This window comes from Streptomyces sp. NPDC048659 (assembly GCF_040650575.1).
Lineage (GTDB): Bacteria > Actinomycetota > Actinomycetes > Streptomycetales > Streptomycetaceae > Streptomyces.
On sequence record NZ_JBEZHM010000034.1, the window covers coordinates 1 to 17,362 of the forward strand.

Annotated in this window: 16 protein-coding genes; 6 read left to right on the forward strand and 10 right to left on the reverse strand. The window is 72.8% G+C overall.

Going from position 1 to position 17,362, the window contains the following annotated elements:
* Positions 1 to 577: glycosyltransferase family A protein (locus AB0C99_RS24220; RefSeq protein ID WP_362478601.1), on the reverse strand; the 577-nt coding region annotated here is incomplete at its 3' end.
* A 247-nt stretch (positions 578 to 824) separates the two neighbouring features.
* Here AB0C99_RS24220 and AB0C99_RS24225 point away from each other — a divergent pair.
* Entirely contained in the window at positions 825 to 995 is a 171-nt protein-coding gene (locus tag AB0C99_RS24225) for a hypothetical protein (RefSeq protein WP_362478604.1), read from the forward strand.
* A 114-nt stretch (positions 996 to 1,109) separates the two neighbouring features.
* Here AB0C99_RS24225 and AB0C99_RS24230 read toward each other — a convergent pair whose 3' ends face one another.
* Entirely contained in the window at positions 1,110 to 1,868 is a 759-nt protein-coding gene (locus tag AB0C99_RS24230; RefSeq protein ID WP_362478606.1) for an SDR family oxidoreductase, read from the reverse strand.
* Positions 1,869 to 2,020: 152 nt separating this feature from the next.
* Between AB0C99_RS24230 and AB0C99_RS24235 the strand changes: the two genes are divergently transcribed.
* The gene (locus AB0C99_RS24235; RefSeq protein ID WP_362478608.1) at positions 2,021 to 2,908 is read left to right on the forward strand and encodes an AraC family transcriptional regulator; all 888 of its coding nucleotides are present in this window, start codon (positions 2,021 to 2,023) and stop codon (positions 2,906 to 2,908) included.
* Between the two features lie 85 nt (positions 2,909 to 2,993).
* Here AB0C99_RS24235 and AB0C99_RS24240 read toward each other — a convergent pair whose 3' ends face one another.
* Positions 2,994 to 4,229, reverse strand: a complete 1,236-nt coding sequence (locus AB0C99_RS24240; protein ID WP_362478611.1) for a hypothetical protein — start codon at positions 4,227 to 4,229, stop codon at positions 2,994 to 2,996.
* Positions 4,230 to 4,420: 191 nt separating this feature from the next.
* Positions 4,421 to 5,026 carry a TetR/AcrR family transcriptional regulator gene (locus tag AB0C99_RS24245; protein ID WP_362478614.1) on the reverse strand — a complete coding sequence of 202 codons (606 nt, stop codon included), beginning with the start codon at positions 5,024 to 5,026 and terminating at the stop codon, positions 4,421 to 4,423.
* Between the two features lie 407 nt (positions 5,027 to 5,433).
* On the opposite strand from AB0C99_RS24245, the gene AB0C99_RS24250 reads away from it, so the two are divergent.
* A complete protein-coding gene (locus AB0C99_RS24250) occupies positions 5,434 to 7,167 on the forward strand; it encodes an amidase (protein ID WP_362478617.1) in 1,734 nt (577 codons plus the stop codon).
* A 59-nt stretch (positions 7,168 to 7,226) separates the two neighbouring features.
* Here the strand turns inward: AB0C99_RS24250 and AB0C99_RS24255 are convergent, their stop codons facing one another.
* From AB0C99_RS24255 to AB0C99_RS24270, 4 genes are all read right to left on the reverse strand, one after another.
* Positions 7,227 to 7,853: a dihydrofolate reductase family protein gene (locus AB0C99_RS24255; protein ID WP_362478620.1), complete on the reverse strand. Its 627-nt coding sequence runs from the start codon at positions 7,851 to 7,853 to the stop codon at positions 7,227 to 7,229.
* Between the two features lie 56 nt (positions 7,854 to 7,909).
* On the reverse strand, positions 7,910 to 9,019 hold the full coding sequence (locus AB0C99_RS24260) for a methyltransferase (protein ID WP_362478837.1): 1,110 nt from the start codon (positions 9,017 to 9,019) through the stop codon (positions 7,910 to 7,912).
* A gap of 395 nt (positions 9,020 to 9,414) precedes the next feature.
* Positions 9,415 to 9,708, reverse strand: a complete 294-nt coding sequence (locus AB0C99_RS24265; protein WP_362478623.1) for a putative quinol monooxygenase — start codon at positions 9,706 to 9,708, stop codon at positions 9,415 to 9,417.
* Between the two features lie 140 nt (positions 9,709 to 9,848).
* Positions 9,849 to 10,358 carry a universal stress protein gene (locus tag AB0C99_RS24270; protein ID WP_362478626.1) on the reverse strand — a complete coding sequence of 170 codons (510 nt, stop codon included), beginning with the start codon at positions 10,356 to 10,358 and terminating at the stop codon, positions 9,849 to 9,851.
* A gap of 232 nt (positions 10,359 to 10,590) precedes the next feature.
* On the opposite strand from AB0C99_RS24270, the gene AB0C99_RS24275 reads away from it, so the two are divergent.
* Positions 10,591 to 11,460, forward strand: coding sequence for a slipin family protein (locus AB0C99_RS24275; protein WP_362478628.1), 870 nt, complete (start codon positions 10,591 to 10,593; stop codon positions 11,458 to 11,460).
* 49 nt (positions 11,461 to 11,509) lie between these two features.
* Here the strand turns inward: AB0C99_RS24275 and AB0C99_RS24280 are convergent, their stop codons facing one another.
* Entirely contained in the window at positions 11,510 to 12,304 is a 795-nt protein-coding gene (locus AB0C99_RS24280) for a DUF4118 domain-containing protein (RefSeq protein WP_362478631.1), read from the reverse strand.
* 370 nt (positions 12,305 to 12,674) lie between these two features.
* Here AB0C99_RS24280 and kdpB point away from each other — a divergent pair, with 370 nt between their 5' ends.
* Entirely contained in the window at positions 12,675 to 14,873 is a 2,199-nt protein-coding gene (gene kdpB, locus AB0C99_RS24285) for a potassium-transporting ATPase subunit KdpB (protein WP_362478634.1), read from the forward strand.
* A gap of 36 nt (positions 14,874 to 14,909) precedes the next feature.
* On the opposite strand, the gene AB0C99_RS24290 is transcribed toward kdpB, so the two are convergent.
* Positions 14,910 to 15,290: a metalloregulator ArsR/SmtB family transcription factor gene (locus AB0C99_RS24290; protein ID WP_362478637.1), complete on the reverse strand. Its 381-nt coding sequence runs from the start codon at positions 15,288 to 15,290 to the stop codon at positions 14,910 to 14,912.
* A gap of 93 nt (positions 15,291 to 15,383) precedes the next feature.
* Between AB0C99_RS24290 and AB0C99_RS24295 the strand changes: the two genes are divergently transcribed.
* Positions 15,384 to 17,345 (forward strand): heavy metal translocating P-type ATPase, encoded by a 1,962-nt coding sequence (locus AB0C99_RS24295; RefSeq protein WP_362478640.1) that lies wholly within the window; start codon positions 15,384 to 15,386, stop codon positions 17,343 to 17,345.
* Positions 17,346 to 17,362: the final 17 nt, after the last annotated feature.

The window sequence follows — 17,362 nt, forward strand, 5'->3', positions numbered from 1 at the left end:
CGTCCCGCATGATCGACAGCCACAGGGCGTAGTCCTGCCGCTTACGCATCTCCGGCATGAGCCGGGTGCCCAGGGCGTTGCGGTCGTACATCGCGGTGAGGGCGCCGATGTAGTCCCGGACCAGCATCGCGCGGTAGTCCACGTGCTCGCGGGCCTGGATCACCCGCCCGTTGGGCACCCAGTCGGTGCTCTCACCGGCGTACTCGGCGTCCATCTTGAAGTACGAGGTGAACGTCAGGGGCGCGGTGCCCTCGGCGGCGAAGGCGAGCTGCTTCTCGGTCTTCTCGGGCAGCCACATGTCGTCGCTGTCGAGGAAGGCGATGTAGTCGCCGCGGGCCCGCTGGATCGCGAGGTTGCGGGCCCGGCCCGCGCCGCCCTGCTCGGGGGCCGTCTCCGGCCGCACGCGCTCGTCCCGCGCGGCGAACTCGCGGAGCAGTTCCATCGAGTCGTCGGTGGACTGGTCGTCGGTGATCAGCAGCTCCAGGTCGGTGTGGGTCTGTGTGAGCACCGACCGCACCGCCGCGCCGAGCGTTGCCGCCGAGTTGTACACGGGCATCACGACAGACACCAGGGGCACAGCGTTTCTCCTTGCAAGACCTGAGACGACGGTCCATTCAAGCATTCCCGGGTGGATCCGGCCGCACGGCACCGGTCGCCGCCGCCCGGGCCCCAGGCCGGGGAGCCGCTGCCGAACCTGCTCGGCGACGCCCGGCAGGCCGTCGTCGACGCCCGGGACGTGGCCGCGGTCGCCGTCGCGGCCCTGAGCGGGGACGCGCACGGCGGGCGGCGATCCTGGGGCGGGTCGCGCGGTCCCGGTCATCGAAGTGGACGCGCGCGCCGGGCTGCCGGCCACGTACGCCACGGACATCGGCTGGGCCCGCTCCGGCGGCGCGGCCTACGCCACCGACCACGTCGAGCGAGTGCTCGGCCGCCCGGCGGGCACGTTCGAGCGGTGGGCGCGCGCCCATCGGGAGGCACTCACGGCGGCGCCGTGAGACCGGCCCGGGGAGAGGGGCGGTGCCCATGACGGTGCCCAGGCCCGTCATGACCGGCCGGAGGACCGCAATGGCCGGGCCTCAGGCCGGTCTCGGACGCACGGCACCGCCGGGTCAGAGGCAGTAGCCGCCGGACACCTCGATGTTCTGGGCCGTGATCCAGCGGCCGTCGTCCGACAGCAGGGCCGCGATGGCGGCGGCGATGTCCTCGGGGGCCCCGAGGCGGCCCAGGGCCGTCTTCTCGACGAGGGGCGGGACGAGCTCGGGGAAGCGGTCGAAGGCGTCGCCGCCGAGGCGGGTACGGGTGGGCCCGGGCGAGACGGTGTTGACGCGGATGCCCCGGGCGCTGAGCTCCTTGGCCATGTAGCGGCTCAGCACGTTGAGACCTCCCTTCAGCGACGCGTAGGCCGAGTAGCCGGGCTCGGGGGCCGCCGCCGTCGCCGAGCTGCTGCTCGTGTGGACGACGGCGCCGCCGTCCGCCAGCAGCGGCAGCAGGGTCTGGGTCAGGAAGTACGGGCCCTTGAGCAGCACCCGGGTCAGCCGGTCGAAGTCCTCCTCCGTCGTCTCCTCGAACAGGGCGGAGTGGGCGCAGCCCGCGTTGTTCACCAGGTGGTCGAAGGTGTCCCGGTCCCACCGCTCGCGCAGCGCCTCGGCCACCGCCTCCCGGAAGGCGGGGAAGCCGGCCGTGTCGCCGAGGTCCAAGGGGAGGGCGACGGCCGTCCCGCCCTCCTTCTCGATGGCGGCCACGGTCTCGTGACCGCCATCCGCGTTCCCGCCGTAGGTGAGGACGACGCCCGTGCCGCGCCGGGCGACCTCGATCGCCGTGCTCCGCCCGATCCCGGAGCTGGCACCCGTGATGACCGCTACCTTCATGACTCTCATCCCATCCGTGACTCGTCGCCGGTTGCGCTGTCCTCTCCATTCAAGGCTCTGAGCTGCACAGACAGTAGAACGATCCGCTCCCCCACTTGCACGATCCTCCCGCATCGAGGAGTTTCGGATGGATCCCGTGCTGGAATGGCGGCATGTCCCTCGACGAGCTCCGCACCCTGCTCGACCGGCACGCCAGGCCCGACACGACCACCGCCGTCGACGGGGTCCTCATCTCCCGCGTGGACAGGTCCGACCCGCCCGCCCCGGCCGCCTCCGGCACGGTCCTCGCGGTCATCGCCCAGGGCACCAAACGGCTCATGCTGGGCGACCGGGTCTTCACGTACGGGCCCGGTGAGTACCTGGTCGCCTCAGTCGACCTCCCCGTCACCGGCCAGTTCGTCGGGGCGACCCGCGAGCACCCGGCCCTCGGCTTCGGCATGACCCTGGAACCCTCCGCCATCGCCGAGCTCCTGCTGCGCGCGGGGACGGCCACGCCCGCACGTGCCGTCGGCGGCGCGGCGCCCGGCATCGCGGTCGGCTATGCCCCGGACGCCCTGCTCGACGCCGTGGTCCGGCTGCTCAGGCTGCTGGACGAGCCGCGCGACCGGGACGTGCTCGCCCCGCTGGTCAAGCAGGAGATCCTCTGGCGCCTGATCAGCGGCGAGCAGGGCCGCGCCGTACGCCAGCTCGGCCTGGCCGACAGCGGTCTCGCGCATGTCTCGCGGGCGGTCCGCTGGATCCGCGAGCACTACGCGGAACCCTTCAAGGTCGAGGACCTGGCCCGGCTGGCCGGCATGAGCCCGTCCGCCTTCTACCGCAACTTCCAGACCGTGACCGCGATGAGCCCCATCCGCTTCCAGAAGCAGATCCGCCTCCAACAGGCCCGCCTCCTGCTCGCCACCCACCCCCGCGACGTCACCTCCGTGGGCCACCGCGTCGGCTACGACAGCCCCTCCCAGTTCAGCCGCGAGTACCGCCGCCAGTTCGGCGCACCCCCCAGCGCGGACGCCGCACGCTTCCAGGAGGCGAGGGCGAGGTGAGGGGGGGCGCCCTCGCCCCCGCCCCGCCCTCCCCATCCCCGCCCCTTCCCCCTCCCTCCGGTTCTCGTACCCGTGCGCCCTACCGTCAGGGAGCCAGTGTCAGGGAGAACCGGTCGAAGACGTCGTACACGTCGATCCAGCCCACGGCCGTGCTGCAGAGCGGATAGCCCTCGGCGTTGTTGCAGCCGAAGCCGACGGCGACCATTCCGTTCAGCTGACGGGAGTCCTGGTTGTTGACGGTGATGACCGGGCCGCCGCTGTCGCCCTGCTGGGCGACGTATCCGCCGTTCTGCGGCACGCCGATGCTGCCGAAGACCGTGATGCCGTCGATGACCCAGCTCGCGTTGCCCGCCTGTTCGGTGCGGATGTTGCAGACGACCTTGGAGCCGTAGCCGAGCTGGCAGACGAAGTCGCCCACGGCGACGTTCCGCGTGCCGTTGAGGTAACGCACGTAGCCCTGGGCGTCGGTGCCGTCCCAGGTGTATCTGCCGGAGGGCACGTCGATGAACGCCGAGTCGATGTCGGTCAGCTCGGATCTGACCCGGCCGATGTACGTGCCTCCGGCCGTGGTGACGACGTCGTCGACGTTGTAACAGTGGCTGGAGGTGACGAGCCACCGGCGCTGGTCCACCGTGCTGATGGCCGGGATGCCGCTGGTGCAGGCGGCTCGGCCGCTCGCGCTGACGGGTCCGAGCGCCGCCCCCGCGTAGAAGGGCGAGCTGTCGTCCCACCGGCTGGCCAGGGGCAGCATCGCGGGTGAGTGGCGGACGCGGACGGGTGTCGCTCCCGCCTCCGCGCGCTGCCGTACGACGGCGGGGCGGGCCAGATACGCCTCCGCGGCCTTCGTGTCGTTCACACCGAGCTCGATCACGCTGCCGTCGACCGCGCTGTTCGCCCTCTCGATCTTGAACGGCAGGTCGCGCCGGTCGACGAGGGCCTTGATCTCCTTCCGGAGCGCCAGCCGCGACTTGGCCGCACGGCGCACGGTGAGCAGGCCCGTATCGGCCTTCGGGGCGGCCTGGTGCACCGCCTCCACGAAGTCGGCCCGCCGGTCCGGGTCCGTCAGATAGACGTTGACGGACCGGTAGTCCGGGGCCATCTCCACCTGGGTGTACACGTCCGCCTTGCCGGCTCTCCCCACCCGGGCCACGGCGTCGGCCAGCACCCGCAAGGGCTCCAGCACCTCGCCCTGGCGCTCCGGCGTCATCGCCGCCACCGTGGCGGCCGACAGCGGCTCGGGCGTCCTGGCCTCGGCGGACATCGCCATGAGCGGCAGGACGGCCAGCACCGCCGCGAGGACGATCGGGCGTCGCACAGCCATCGTCATCACTCCTCTTCCCTCTCACCTTCGTCACTGAGCGTACATAGTGATTACGGTGCGTGACAATAGGGAGTGTGCGCCGCCCCTCCAAGGGGGCGCGGCGAGGCCGCCCCCGTTCGAGGGTGCGCCCGGAGCAGCGCACGGGGGTGTTTCCGGCGCGCGACAGGGGCGCTCGCGCCCGCGGTCCATCCTCAGCCGTCGACCCCCGGGAGCAGTTCGCGCCGGAGGGCGGCCAGGGCGAAGGCGTGCGCCGACGCCTGCCGCCAGCGCGCCCGCCCGAACATCACGTCCTCGGAGATCCCGCTCAGCATGGCCACGGCCCTGACGGTGAACTCGGGGATGTCGACTTCCGCGAACTGCCCCAGGTCCCGGCCCTCGCGGAGGATGGCCTCCAGGCGCTCGTCCCAGCCGTCGAGCAGCTCGGTGAGGATCTTGCGGCCGGCCCGGTCGTGACGCTGGGCCAGGACCTGCGTCCACAGCGCGTACCGCTCGTCGCCCTGGCCACTGGGCAGGTAGAAGCGGACGAAGACGTCCAGCTTCCCGGCGGGGGACCCGGCCCGGTCGGCCTCCCGCTGGAACTCGGCCCAGAGGTCCGCCTGGCTCCAGGCGAGGACTTCGAGCAGGAGCCGGTCCTTCTTCCCGAAGTGGTAGAGGATGTGCCCGGTGCTCATGCCGGCCCGCTCGGCGATGTCCGACATCCGCAGCCCCGCGGTGCCCTTCTCGGCGATGGCGCTGATCGCGGCCCGCATCGCCCGGCCGCGCGCGTCGTCGCCGGCGGGCTGACGCTTCCTGTCCACCGGGGGCCGGGGCGCGGGCCGCCCCCCGGACCCGACCCCGATTTCGGCCCCGCCTCCGATTTCGGATCCGGGTCCGACTTCGGCTCCGGGTCCGACCCCGGCTCCGGATCCGCCGCCTGTCGACTCACCCCCGCCGTCCGGCGGTAGGGACTGGTCGCGGTCGGGCAGCGCGGGCCCGGTCTCTGCGGTCGGCATCGGTCGGCTCACCTTCGGTTCCGGACGGTCAGGGCTCCGAGGGCCTGGAGGGCTCGGTCTGGATTTCCAGTGTTCCCAATATTAGATCGCTGCTCTAGACTGAAAATCTAGTTAAAGCGCTGGGGTGCGATGCCGGACTGTGCGCGAGGCCGCCCCGACCCGCCGGCGACCCGTCCCGTCCGCCTGCACGACCCACCACCCGGGAGATCCCTATGACGCGCGGCTTCGATGTCGTGGAGACCTGTATCGCCGACCTGCGCGCGGCGCTGGAGAAGGGCGAGACCACCTCGGTCGCCCTGCTCGACGCCTATCTCGCCCGCATCGACGCGTACGACCGCCCGGGGACGGCCACCGCCCTCAACGCGATGGTCGTGATGAACCCGGGCGCCCGGGCCGACGCGGAGGCATCCGACGCCCGCCGCGCCCGCGGCGAGACCCTGGGCCCGCTCGACGGGATCCCGTACACCGCCAAGGACAGCTACCTCGCCGAGGGGCTCACGGCCGCGTCCGGCTCCCCCGCGTTCGAGCACCTCGTCGCCCAGCACGACGCCTTCGCCATCGAGCGGCTGCGCGCGGGCGGCGCCGTCCTCATCGGCCTGACCAACATGCCGCCCATGGCCAACGGCGGAATGCAGCGCGGTGTGTACGGCCGCGCGGAGAGCCCGTACAGCGCCGACTGGCTCACCAGCGCGTACGGCTCCGGCTCGTCCAACGGCTCCGGCACGGCCACGGCCGCCTCCTTCGGCGCCTTCGGCCTCGGCGAGGAGACCTGGTCCTCGGGCCGCGCCCCGGCCTCCAACAACGCGCTGTGCGCCTACACCCCCAGCCGCGGCGTCATCTCGGTGCGCGGCAACTGGCCGCTCGTACCGACCATGGACGTCGTCGTCCCGCACACCCGCACCATGGCCGACCTGCTCGAACTGCTCGACGTCATCGTCGCCGACGACACGCGGACCCGCGGCGACCTGTGGCGCGCCCAGCCGTGGCTGGAGATTCCCGCCGCGTCACAGGTGCGTCCCGCCTCCTACCCGGCGCTCGCCCCCGCCGACTCGGAGGCCGCGTCCGCCGCGCTCGCCGGCAAGCGCGTCGGCGTGCCCCGGATGTACATCAACGCCGACCCCGAGGCCGGGTCGAACCCCGAGGGCGGCATCGGCGGCCAGACCGGTCAGCGCGTCGACACCCGCCCCTCGGTCATCGCCCTGTGGGAGGCCGCCCGCCGCGACCTGGAGGCCGCCGGAGCGGAGGTGGTCGAGGTCGACTTCCCCGTGGTCACCAACTACGAGGCCGACCGCCCCGGCGCGCCCTCGCTGCTCACGCGCGGGCTGGTGAGCCGCGCGTACCTCACGTTCGAGATCGAGGACCTGTCCGCCTGGGCCTGGGACGACTTCCTGCGCGCCAACGGCGACCCGGCGCTCCCCACGCTGGCCGACGTCGACGGCGACAGCATCTGGCCGAAGCAGCAGGGCGAGCTGCCCGACCGGTACGAGGGCTTCGACGACACGATCGGCGCGTACCCGCGGTTCGTGCGCGAGCGCCCGTACGCCTCCCTCGCCGACATGCCGCTCCTGGAGGAGGGCCTGCGCGGGCTGGAGGAGACGCGCCGCGTGGACCTGGAGCTGTGGATGGACGGGCTCGGCCTGGACGCCGTGGTCTTCCCCGCGGTCGCCGACGTCGGCCCGGCGGACATGGACGTCGACGAGGCGTCCGCCGACCTCGGCTGGCGCAACGGCGTCTGGGTCGCCAACGGCAACCTGGTCCCCCGCCACCTCGGCATCCCGACCGTGACCGTGCCCATGGGCACCATGGCGGACATCGGCATGCCGGTCGGCCTGACCTTCGCGGGCCGCGCCTACGACGACAACAGCCTGCTGTCCCTGGCGGCGGCCTTCGAGCGCACCGGCGACCGGCGCACCACGCCGCCGCGCACGCCGCGGCTCGGGGCGTAGCGGCCTGACGGGGGGGAGGGGTTCGGTACGAGCCCCTCCCCCCCCGGCTTCGGGGCTGGTCAGCTCCTTGTCGTCTCGTACCTGGTCAGGACCACGCCACCGGGGAATGTGCGGGTCTCGACCAGATTCAGCTTCACCCACCTGTCCAGCGCGGTGAAGAAGGGCGTGCCCGCGCCGATCAGGACCGGGTGGACGGCGATGACGTACTCGTCGATCAGTCCGGCGCGTATGGCCGCCCCGGCTAGCGTCGCGCCGCCGATGCTCATGGGCGGGCCGTCCTCGGACTTGAGCCGGGTGATCTCGGTGACCGCGTCGCCGGTGAACAGGCGCGCGTTCCAGGCGGCCTCGCCGATCGGATGATCCGAAGCCGCGTCCGAAGCCGCGTCCGAGGACGCGTCCGTGCCCGCACCCCCGCCCGAGAACACCACCTTCGGTGTCTCCCGCCAGTTCCGCGCGAACTCGATCTCGGCGGGGGTCGCGCCGGGCTGCTCGTCGCCCGTCGGCCAGTAGGCGCTCATGGTCTCCCACAGCTTGCGGCCGTACAGCGTGAGGCCGCACGTCAGCTCGTAGTCGAGCCACCACTGGAACAGCTCGGCGCTCGGCGGTCCGCTCCAGCCGATGTCGTCGCCGGGTGCGGCGATGTAGCCGTCCAGGGTCAGGTTCATCCCGTAGATCAGTTTCCGCATGGAACAGCCAGCCTTCCTCGCTCACCAGCCGCTCGGTCGGAAGGCCGGATCAGATCTCAGATCGCGGTCACGACCGTGGCCGGGCTGTCCAGCCACAGGTGGGCGGAGCCGTCCACGCCCACGCTGAGCCCGTACCGGTCGACCGTCGGACGGCCGAGTCCCTCCCATTGTCCGTACGCGGCCGCGATCTCGCCCCACAGAGCGCGGGGACCGGACTGGGTTACCGTGAAGTGCGTGCTGGTGCGGCCGTCGTAGTCGACCGTCGCCCAGGAACCGCTGGTGTCGTCGGCGATGTCCAGCCGGGTGTGGGCCTGCCGGCCGCTGGTGTCCCAGGCGAAGGACGCGCCGGGTACGGCCAGTCCGACGTGGAACTCGGCGTCCAGGTCGCCGCCCGCGACCGTCCACGGGGACAGTGTCGACGTCGAGCGGGCGGGAGCGGCGTGTGACACCTCAGTCGCTACGGGGGCGGCCTCGGCGGACGTTGCCATGGGCATGAACGAGGCGAACGGGTGAAAGCGCCCCTGTGCCGCACTGTCCCTGCCATCCCCGCTGTCCCGGCCATCGCCGCCGACGGTCAGCGCGAGCGTCCCGTAGCTGCACCATGCCGACATCCACGGGGTCACGATCCGTCCGCCCCGGCGCGTCTGGGACAGCCAGGCGGGCGGTACGCGGTCCACGGAGAACGTTGCCAGGATCCTGTCGAAGAATCCTTCCCCAACCGCATCGACCGTATCGACCGCATCCGCCGCGTCACCATGGACCACAGCCGGGGCGAACCCCACCGTCTTCAGGTTCTCCTCCGCCTGTCGGGCCAGCAGCGGATCGACCTCGACGGTGGTGACGGCGTCCTCCCCCACCAGCGCGCACAGCAGACCCGCGTTGAACCCGGTGCCGGCCCCCAACTCCAGTACGCGCTCACGCCCGCCGGCCGGCTCGGACTCCGCCACCGGACCCGCGAGGCCGACGAGGAGCAGCATGCGGGCCACCATCGACGGCATCGACGCCGACGACGACGGCCGCCCGTTCGCGAACCGGGTGATCAGCGGCTCGTCCGCGTACGCCGCCGCCAGCCACCGCTCGGGCTCCGCTGACCGGTCGCAGGGCGCGTAGCCGCCCGTGCCGTCCCGCCGCCAGACACGGTCCGGCAGGAAGAGGTGCCGGGGCACCCGTTCGAATGCCTCGCGCAACCGCGCGGGCAACGGCCTGCCCAACCGCTCTCGTACGGCGGCGAGCAGACCCTCGACGAACTCGTCCCCCACTGACCCGGCCGGGCCCCGCCCCGGAATGTCCGTCATCGCCCGTCTACTTCTTCCGGCCCTGGTCGGACGGCGGCGGGGGCGGCGGAGGGGGAGGAGGCGGTAGGGGCCGGTTGGGCTGGTGCCCGTCGTCCCCGATCGGCGATCTGTGCTTGCCCTCGGCGATGCGTACCACAGCGACCTCCTCGATGCCCCGGATACCCAACGGTAGGAGCGGAACCCGGGACACGGCAGACCACAAACTCGCCACAGAAGGGTCGCTCTCTCGTCCTCGTCCACGCCCTCCGTGTGATCTGACCCCGCCGTCAGGACTCGGCGGTGAACACGTGCTCCGTCGGCGGCGCCAGCAGCAGGCCCGGGCCCGCGGCGAGTGCTTCGGTCAGGTGCGGGCTCGCCAGGTGTGCCTCGAAGGACGCGCGGTCCTCCCACTCCTCGAAGACCAGCCACGCGCTCGGGTCCTCGGGGTGGACGTACGCCTGGTAGCTGATGTTGCCCGGCTCGGCGCGCGACGGCTCGACCAGGGACAGGGCCTGCTCGCGGACCTTGTCCTCGGCGCCGGGGGCGGCCTTGAGGAGGGCTATCGCGGTGACCTTGGGCATGGTGCGCTCCGTTCGACTGCGTGTTCTCGTGCGGGAGCGGTGAGTCTATGTGCGTGCGGTCACAACAAGCCATGATGGCCTGACCGTTCGGCCGTCGCCGCGACTCGTCGCCTTCATCGCCCACCTCCTCGCCGACCCGTTCAGACCGCCTCGCTCGGGTCGAGCGGCAGGTGCCACAGGTTGCGGCGGTGGGCCGTGCCGTAGGCGGCGAGGAGGGGGGACGGGGGTACCGCCAGTACGGGGCAGGCGGCGTGCGTCTGGCAGTAGCGCGCGACGGAGGGGCGGACGAGGCGGCGTACGGGGCCACGGGACCCGGTGCCCACGACGAGGAGGTCGTCGGGGTCGCTCGCCATGTCGACGAGCGCGGCGCCTGGTGTGGCGCACACGGTGAGGCCCTGGAGCGCGGTCCTCGGCCTCTCCGGGCCGAACGCGGCGTCGAGCGCCTCGTGCAGCCGCTCCCGGGCCGCCTCGCGGCACAGCTTCAGGGCCGGGTCGTACGCGGTGTGCCGGCCGCCCAACGAGCCGCCGGGCGTCTGCCAGGCCAGTACCGCCCACAGCTCCGCCCGGCGCAACCGGGCCTCGGCGGCGGCCCGGTGCAGGGCCGCCAGACAACCGAGGCTTCCGCTCACGCCGACCACTATCTTCGGCACGACGCCATCCCTCCCTTTCCGTTCTCCGACACTCAGTGCTCATTACAGAGCGGGGGCGGGGCTCGGAGGGGTTCGGAGTGGGTCCCCTGACGCCTCTTTGACGTCGGCGGGGTCGGTTCTACGGATTCTTGACTCTCCCTAGGGACTCCGCGCTCTCGCGGCGGTGCCATCGTTCATTGTCCGAATCCATTCCTCGTGATGCTCGTGAAGGGCGGTTGTCGTGGACGGTTCCGTGACAGGGTTCCTCGCCGTCGTCGTGATCCTCCTGTTCCTGGTGCTGCGCGGCTCCGTCCGCGTCGTCAACCAGGTCGAGCGGGGCGTCGTCTTCCGGCTGGGCAAGGCGCTTCCCGGGCACCGGCAGCCGGGCGTCACCTTCCTCGTGCCCGTCGTCGACCGGCTCCGCAAGGTGAACGTCCAGGTGGTCACCCTGCCCATCCCCACCCAGGAGGGCATCACCCGCGACAACGTCTCGGTGAAGGTCGACGCCGTCGTCTACTTCCGGGTCGTCGATCCGGCCCAGGCCACCATCGAGGTCCAGGACTACGTGTTCGCCGTCGGCCAGGTCGCCCAGTCCTCGTTGCGGTCGATCATCGGCAAGAGCGACCTCGACGACCTGCTGTCGGACCGCGAACGCCTTCACGAGGGGCTGGCGTTGATGATCGACAGCCCGGCGGCCGGCTGGGGCGTCCACATCGACCGCGTCGAGATCAAGGACGTACAACTGCCGGAGTCCCTGAAGCGTTCCATGTCCCGGCAGGCCGAGGCCGAGCGTGAGCGGCGGGCCCGGGTCATCACGGCCGACGGCGAGTTCCAGGCGGCGCAGCAACTGGCCAACGCCTCCCGGATCATGTCCGACACCCCCGAGGCGATGCAGCTGCGTCTGCTCCAGACGGTCGTCGAGGTCGCCGCCGAGAAGAACTCGACCCTCGTGATGCCGTTCCCCGTGGAACTGCTGCGCTACTTCGACCGGGCCGCGCGCGCCTTGGACCCGGACGGGGCGCCTGGGGGCTCCAACGCCCCCGCGCAGTCTGCGGATGCCGGCGTCCCCTCTCCGCGGAAGAGCGATCACGAGCCCGAGGATCCGCGCGCCGCCGGGGCGTGAGCGGGACGGTGCCGGGTTCGCCGCCCGGCCCGTGCCAGGGCTCGTCCCTTCAGGAGTTGCCCGCCGTCCCGTTACCCGCCGGCTGCCGCGCGCGGTCCAGCGCCGCGGCGGCCCGGCCCGCGAGGTCGGCGGCGACCAGGCGGGACTCCAGGGGCGGTGGGGTGCCGCCGGGTGCCGGGGTCATCATGTAGCGGCCCTGGTAGTGGCCCGCGGCGACGGCGCGCAGTTCGATCTCGCCGTCGGGCCAGCCCTGCCGGTCCACGTCCCAGTCCCAGCCGTCGACCCACACGGAGCCGTCCGGCTGGAGGCGCGCCGGGCGTCCCGTGAGCGTCCCGTACTCGAAGCGGCAGCCGGTCAGCTCCAGCAGCGCCGTCAGCTCGACCCCGACGTACCGTACGAACTCCTCCGGCGTGCGCGTCGTCCCGGCGAGCCGGGTCGCCGCGTGGAGGCGTTCCAGGTGGACCGCGTCCGTGTACGCGGCGGCGCCCAGCAGACGGGCCCGGGCGGCGAGCTGGGAGACGGCCAGGCCGACGGCCAGAAGGAGCAGCGCGGTCACCGCGTCCGCCCGGTCGTGCATGTGGAAGCTCTGGTACGGGACCGTGTGGAAGAAGTCGAACCACGCCGCCGCGGACACCGCCGCCAGCGCCCCCGCGAACCGGTTGCCGAGCGCGGAGACCGCCACGACCACGACGACGAGCAGCAGCGCGAGGTTGGTGTGCGTCACGCTGGTCCGCAGCGGGACAAGCGCCAGCGCGGCGAGGAAGGGTGCGACGACCGCCGCCGTCACGGCGGCCACGTCACGGAACTCGCGGAACTCACGGAACTCACGGAATTCGGCGTTCATCGTCCACCTCCGGAGACACCGTCGGAAGCCCGAACCCCCATCGGAAGCATCCCTCGGGCCGGGCCGGAGAGAGCCGTTCCCGCGAATCTCTGACGCGGCTCTGACGCATCTCCCACGGGGCTCCTGCGGCCCGCGTTCCTCTGTCGTCAAGGCTCCGTCAGAGCCGCGTCAAAGCCGTCGTTCCGGGGTTCCGGCGGGCCGTTCGCCGTCTAGATTCCCTCTCGGTCGCTCACCGGCCCGGGGCGTCGGCACCTGCCCGTCCCGGACCGCGGGGGCGCGGGCCGCCGCTCCCATCCGGCGTCCGCGCCCCCGCGTCGCGACGACGCCGTCCATCCGTGCGTCCGTCCGTCCTCCCAGAAGGTCCTCCACGATGCGCTCCGCCGTCCCCGAACAGGCGCCGTCCGCCCCTGTCCCGCACGTTCCCCCACACGATCCGCCGCATGCTCCCCCGCACGACGCGCCGCCCGCTCCAGGGCGCGGCGGGCGTTCGCGGCGCCGGCGGGCGGTGCGGGGCGGTGTGCTCGATCCCGTACTCCTGCTCCGGTCCTTCCCCGAGGCCGTGCGCAAGCTGCGTCCCCGGTCGCTCGTCCGCAATCCGGTGCTGTTCGTCGTCGCGGCCGGTTCCGCGCTGACCACGCTCTCGGCGCTGCTGGATCCGTCCGTGTTCACCTGGACCGTCAGCGTCTGGCTGTGGCTGACGGTGATCTTCGCGAACCTCGCCGAGGCCGTCGCCGAGGGCCGGGGGCGGGCGCAGGCCGAGTCGCTGCGCAAGGCGCGTACGGACGCGGTGGCGGTGCGGCTGAAGGAGTGGCGGTACGGGACGAACCCGCATACCGCCGAGACGGAGGTGGTCGCGGCGACCGACCTCAGGCAGTTCGACTTCGTCCTGGTCGAGGCGGGCGGGCTGGTCCCGGCCGACGGCGACGTCGTGGACGGCGTGGCGTCGGTCGACGAGTCGGCGGTGACCGGGGAGTCGGCGCCGGTGATCCGCGAGGCGGGCGGCGACCGTTCCGGGGTCACGGGCGGTACGACGGTGCTGTCGGACCGCGTCGTCGTACGGATCACCTCGCGCCCGGGGCACTCCTTCCTCGACCGGATGATCGCCCTGATCGAGGGCGCGCGGCGGCAGAAGACGCCCAACGAGATCGCGCTCAGCATCCTGCTCGCCGCCCTGACCATCGTCTTCGTGCTGGTGGTCGTCGCGCTGGGGCCCATGGCCCGGTACGCGGGCGCCGCCCCGACGACGCCCGTCCTCGTCGCCCTGCTCGTCACCCTCATACCGACGACGATCGGCGCCCTGCTCTCCGCGATCGGCATCGCGGGCATGGACCGGCTCGTGCAGCGCAACGTCCTCGCGATGTCCGGCCGGGCCGTCGAGGCCGCCGGTGACGTGGACACCCTGCTACTCGACAAGACCGGGACCATCACGCGCGGCAACCGGGAGGCCGCCGCCTTCCTGCCCATGCCGGGTGTGGAGGCGTCCCTGCTGGCCGACGCGGCCCAGCTCGCCTCCCTCGCGGACGAGACACCAGAGGGCCGTTCCGTCGTCGCCCTCGCCCGGCGGCAGTTCGGTCTCCATGCGCCCGGCGAGGGCGAGTTGGCGAATCCGCGGTTCGTGGCGTTCAGCGCGCGGACCCGGATGAGCGGCGTCGACCTGCACGGGGACGGCGGGGCCTGTCACCTGCGCAAGGGGGCGACGGCGCAGGTCGTGGCGTGGGTGGAGATGTACGGGGGCGTGGTGCCGGCGGAGGCGCGCGGCTGGTCCGACGCGGTCGCGGAGGCGGGCGGCACGCCGCTGCTCGTGGCCGTGCACGACGGGGGCGGGGCCCGGGTGCTGGGGATCGTGCACCTCAAGGACGTCGTGAAGGAGGGGATCCGCGAGCGGTTCGGCGAGCTGCGCCGGATGGGCATCCGTACGGTGATGATCACGGGCGACAATCCGCTCACCGCGCGTGCCATCGCCCAGGAGGCCGGTGTCGACGACTACCTGGCCGAGGCCACGCCCGAGGACAAGATGGCCCTCATCAAGCGGGAGCAGGCGGGCGGCAGGCTCGTGGCCATGACCGGCGACGGGACCAACGACGCCCCGGCGCTCGCCCAGGCGGATGTCGGCGTCGCGATGAACTCCGGCACGTCGGCCGCGAAGGAGGCCGGGAACATGGTGGACCTGGACTCCGACCCGACGAAGCTCATCGACATCGTCGAGATCGGGAAGCAGCTCCTCATCACGCGGGGCGCGCTGACCACGTTCTCCATCACGAACGACGTGGCGAAGTACTTCGCGATCATTCCCGCGATGTTCGCGGGCGCCTATCCGGGCCTGGAGGCGCTCGACATCATGGGCCTGCACAGCCCGACCTCGGCGATCACCTCGGCCATCATCTTCAACGCCCTGATCATCGTGGCGCTGATCCCGCTCGCGCTGCGCGGCGTCCGTTACACCCCCGCCTCCGCCCACGCCCTCCTGCGCCGCAACCTCACCCTGTACGGGCTCGGCGGCCTGGTCCTGCCGTTCGTCGGCATCAAGCTGATCGACATGCTCGTCTCCGGCGTGCCGGGACTGGGGTGAGCCCGAGGGGGACGCCCCCTTCCCGCCCTTCCCGTCCTACTCCCCCCGTCCGACCTCGACCGGCTCGGGGGGCAGGTCGCGCAGGCCGCGGCGGAGGTGTTCGACGTGGTAGAGGGCCTGGTCGAGGAGTTCGGCGACGTGGTTGTCGTACAGGGCGTAGACGATCGAGCGGCCGTGCCGTTCGCCGGTGACCAGGCCGAGGTTGCGCAGCAGGCGGAGCTGGTGGGAGCAGGCGGACGCCTCCATGTCGACGGCCGCGGCGAGGTCGCCGACGGACGAGGGGCCTTCCCTGAGGCGGGCCAGGATGTAGAGGCGTGACGGGGTCGCGAGGGCCTGGAGGGTGGCGGCGACGTCGGCCGCGCCGACGGCGTCGAGTCGTTCGCGCGTGCTGCTGTCGGAGTTCGTTCCGTGGCCCATGTGACCATGATACGGACGACACATGAAGACCTATTCAGATGTTCCGCTATCGTGGACGTGTCGCCCCATCCGCCCGCGAAGGGTTGCTTTGTCATGTCCTCAGTCCTGGAACGGCCTTCCGCGCCCGCCGCCGGACCTCCGTCCCGTACGCCCGTGCGCCGCACCCGGATCCTGGCCCTGCCCGAGGTCCGCTGGGCGCTGGCGGCCCTCGTGCTGTTCCTGCTCGCGCTCCCGCTCCACCTCCTCGGCGGGCCGGTGTGGCTGTGGGGTCCGCTGTTCGCCGCCACGTACGCGGCGGGCGGCTGGGAGCCGGGGTGGGAGGGCCTGAAGGCGCTCAGGGAGAAGACGCTCGACGTGGACCTCCTGATGGTCGTGGCCGCGCTCGGCGCGGCGGCGATCGGACAGGTCCTGGACGGCGCGCTGCTGATCGTCATCTTCGCCACCTCGGGCGCGCTGGAGGCCGTGGCGACCGCCCGGACCGCCGATTCGGTGCGGGGCCTGCTCGACCTCGCGCCCGAGACCGCGTCGCGGATCGGCGCGGACGGCGGCGAGGAGACCGTCCCGGCAGCCGCGCTCGCGGTGGGCGACCTCATCCTCGTACGGCCCGGAGAACGCGTCGGGGCCGACGGCGTGGTCCTCGACGGCGCGAGCGACGTCGACCAGGCCACCATCACCGGCGAGCCGCTGCCCGCCGCCAAGGGCCCCGGCGACGAGGTGTTCGCCGGCACCCTCAACGGCTCCGGCGCCCTGCAGGTACGGGTCGGGCGCGACCCGTCGGAGTCGGTGATCGCCCGGATCGTGGCCATGGTCGAGGAGGCCGCGGAGACCAAGGCGCCCACGCAGCTGTTCATCGAGAAGGTCGAGCAGCGCTACAGCCTGGGCATGGTCGCCGCCACCCTGCTGGTCTTCGCCGTCCCGCTGCTCCTGGGCTCCGACCTCCAGTCCGCCCTGCTGCGCGCGATGACGTTCATGATCGTCGCCTCGCCGTGCGCGGTCGTCCTCGCGACGATGCCGCCGTTGCTGTCCGCGATGGCCAACGCCGGGCGCCACGGCGTGCTGGTCAAGTCCGCCGTCGTCATGGAACGGCTCGGGCAAGTGGACGCGGTCGCGTTCGACAAGACCGGCACCCTCACCGAGGGCGCGCCGCGCGTGACCGACCTGCGCCCGCTGGACGGTTCCGGGCTCGACGTGGACGGGCTGCTGCGCGTGGCGGCGGCGGCCGAGCGGCCGAGCGAGCATCCGCTGGCGCGGGCGGTGGTCGCCGCCGCCGTCGCGCGCGGCCTCGACCTGCCCTCCGCCGAGGACTTCGCCTCCACTCCGGGCGCCGGGGTGACCGCCACGGTCGACGGACACTGTGTGGCGGTCGGGAGCCCCCGGCACCTCCTCGCCGACCGTGACGGCGCGGCGGGTCGTCTCGCGGACGCCCTGGAAGAGGGCGGGCGCACGGCGGTGGTGGTCGCGGTCGACGGGCGCCCGCTGGGTGTCCTCGGGCTCTCCGACGCGCTCCGGCCCGAGGCCGCCGCCGGGATCCGGGCCCTGCGCGCGCTCACGGGCCGCGAGCCGGTGCTGCTCACCGGCGACAACCCGCGCGCCGCCGCCCGGCTCGCCGCCGAGGCCGGCATCGCGGACGTCCGCGCCGGTCTGCTGCCGCAGGACAAGGTCGCCGCGGTGCACGCGCTCCAGAACGGCGGGGCCAAGGTCATGGTCGTGGGCGACGGCGTCAACGACGCGCCCGCGCTGGCCGCGGCGCACACCGGGATCGCGATGGGGCGCGCGGGCTCGGACCTCGCGCTGGAGACCGCCGACGCCGTGGTCGTACGCGACGAACTCGCCGCCATCCCCGCGGTCGTCGCCCTCTCGCGCCGCGCCCGTCGCCTCGTCATCCAGAACCTCGTCATCGCGGGCGCCTTCATCGCGGTCCTCGTCGCCTGGGACCTGGCCGGCACCCTACCCCTCCCCCTCGGCGTCGCCGGCCACGAGGGCTCCACGGTCCTCGTCGGCCTCAACGGCCTGCGGCTCCTCACGGAGGGGGCCTGGAGGCGGGCGGCTTCGTGAGCCCGGGCGCGGCGGGG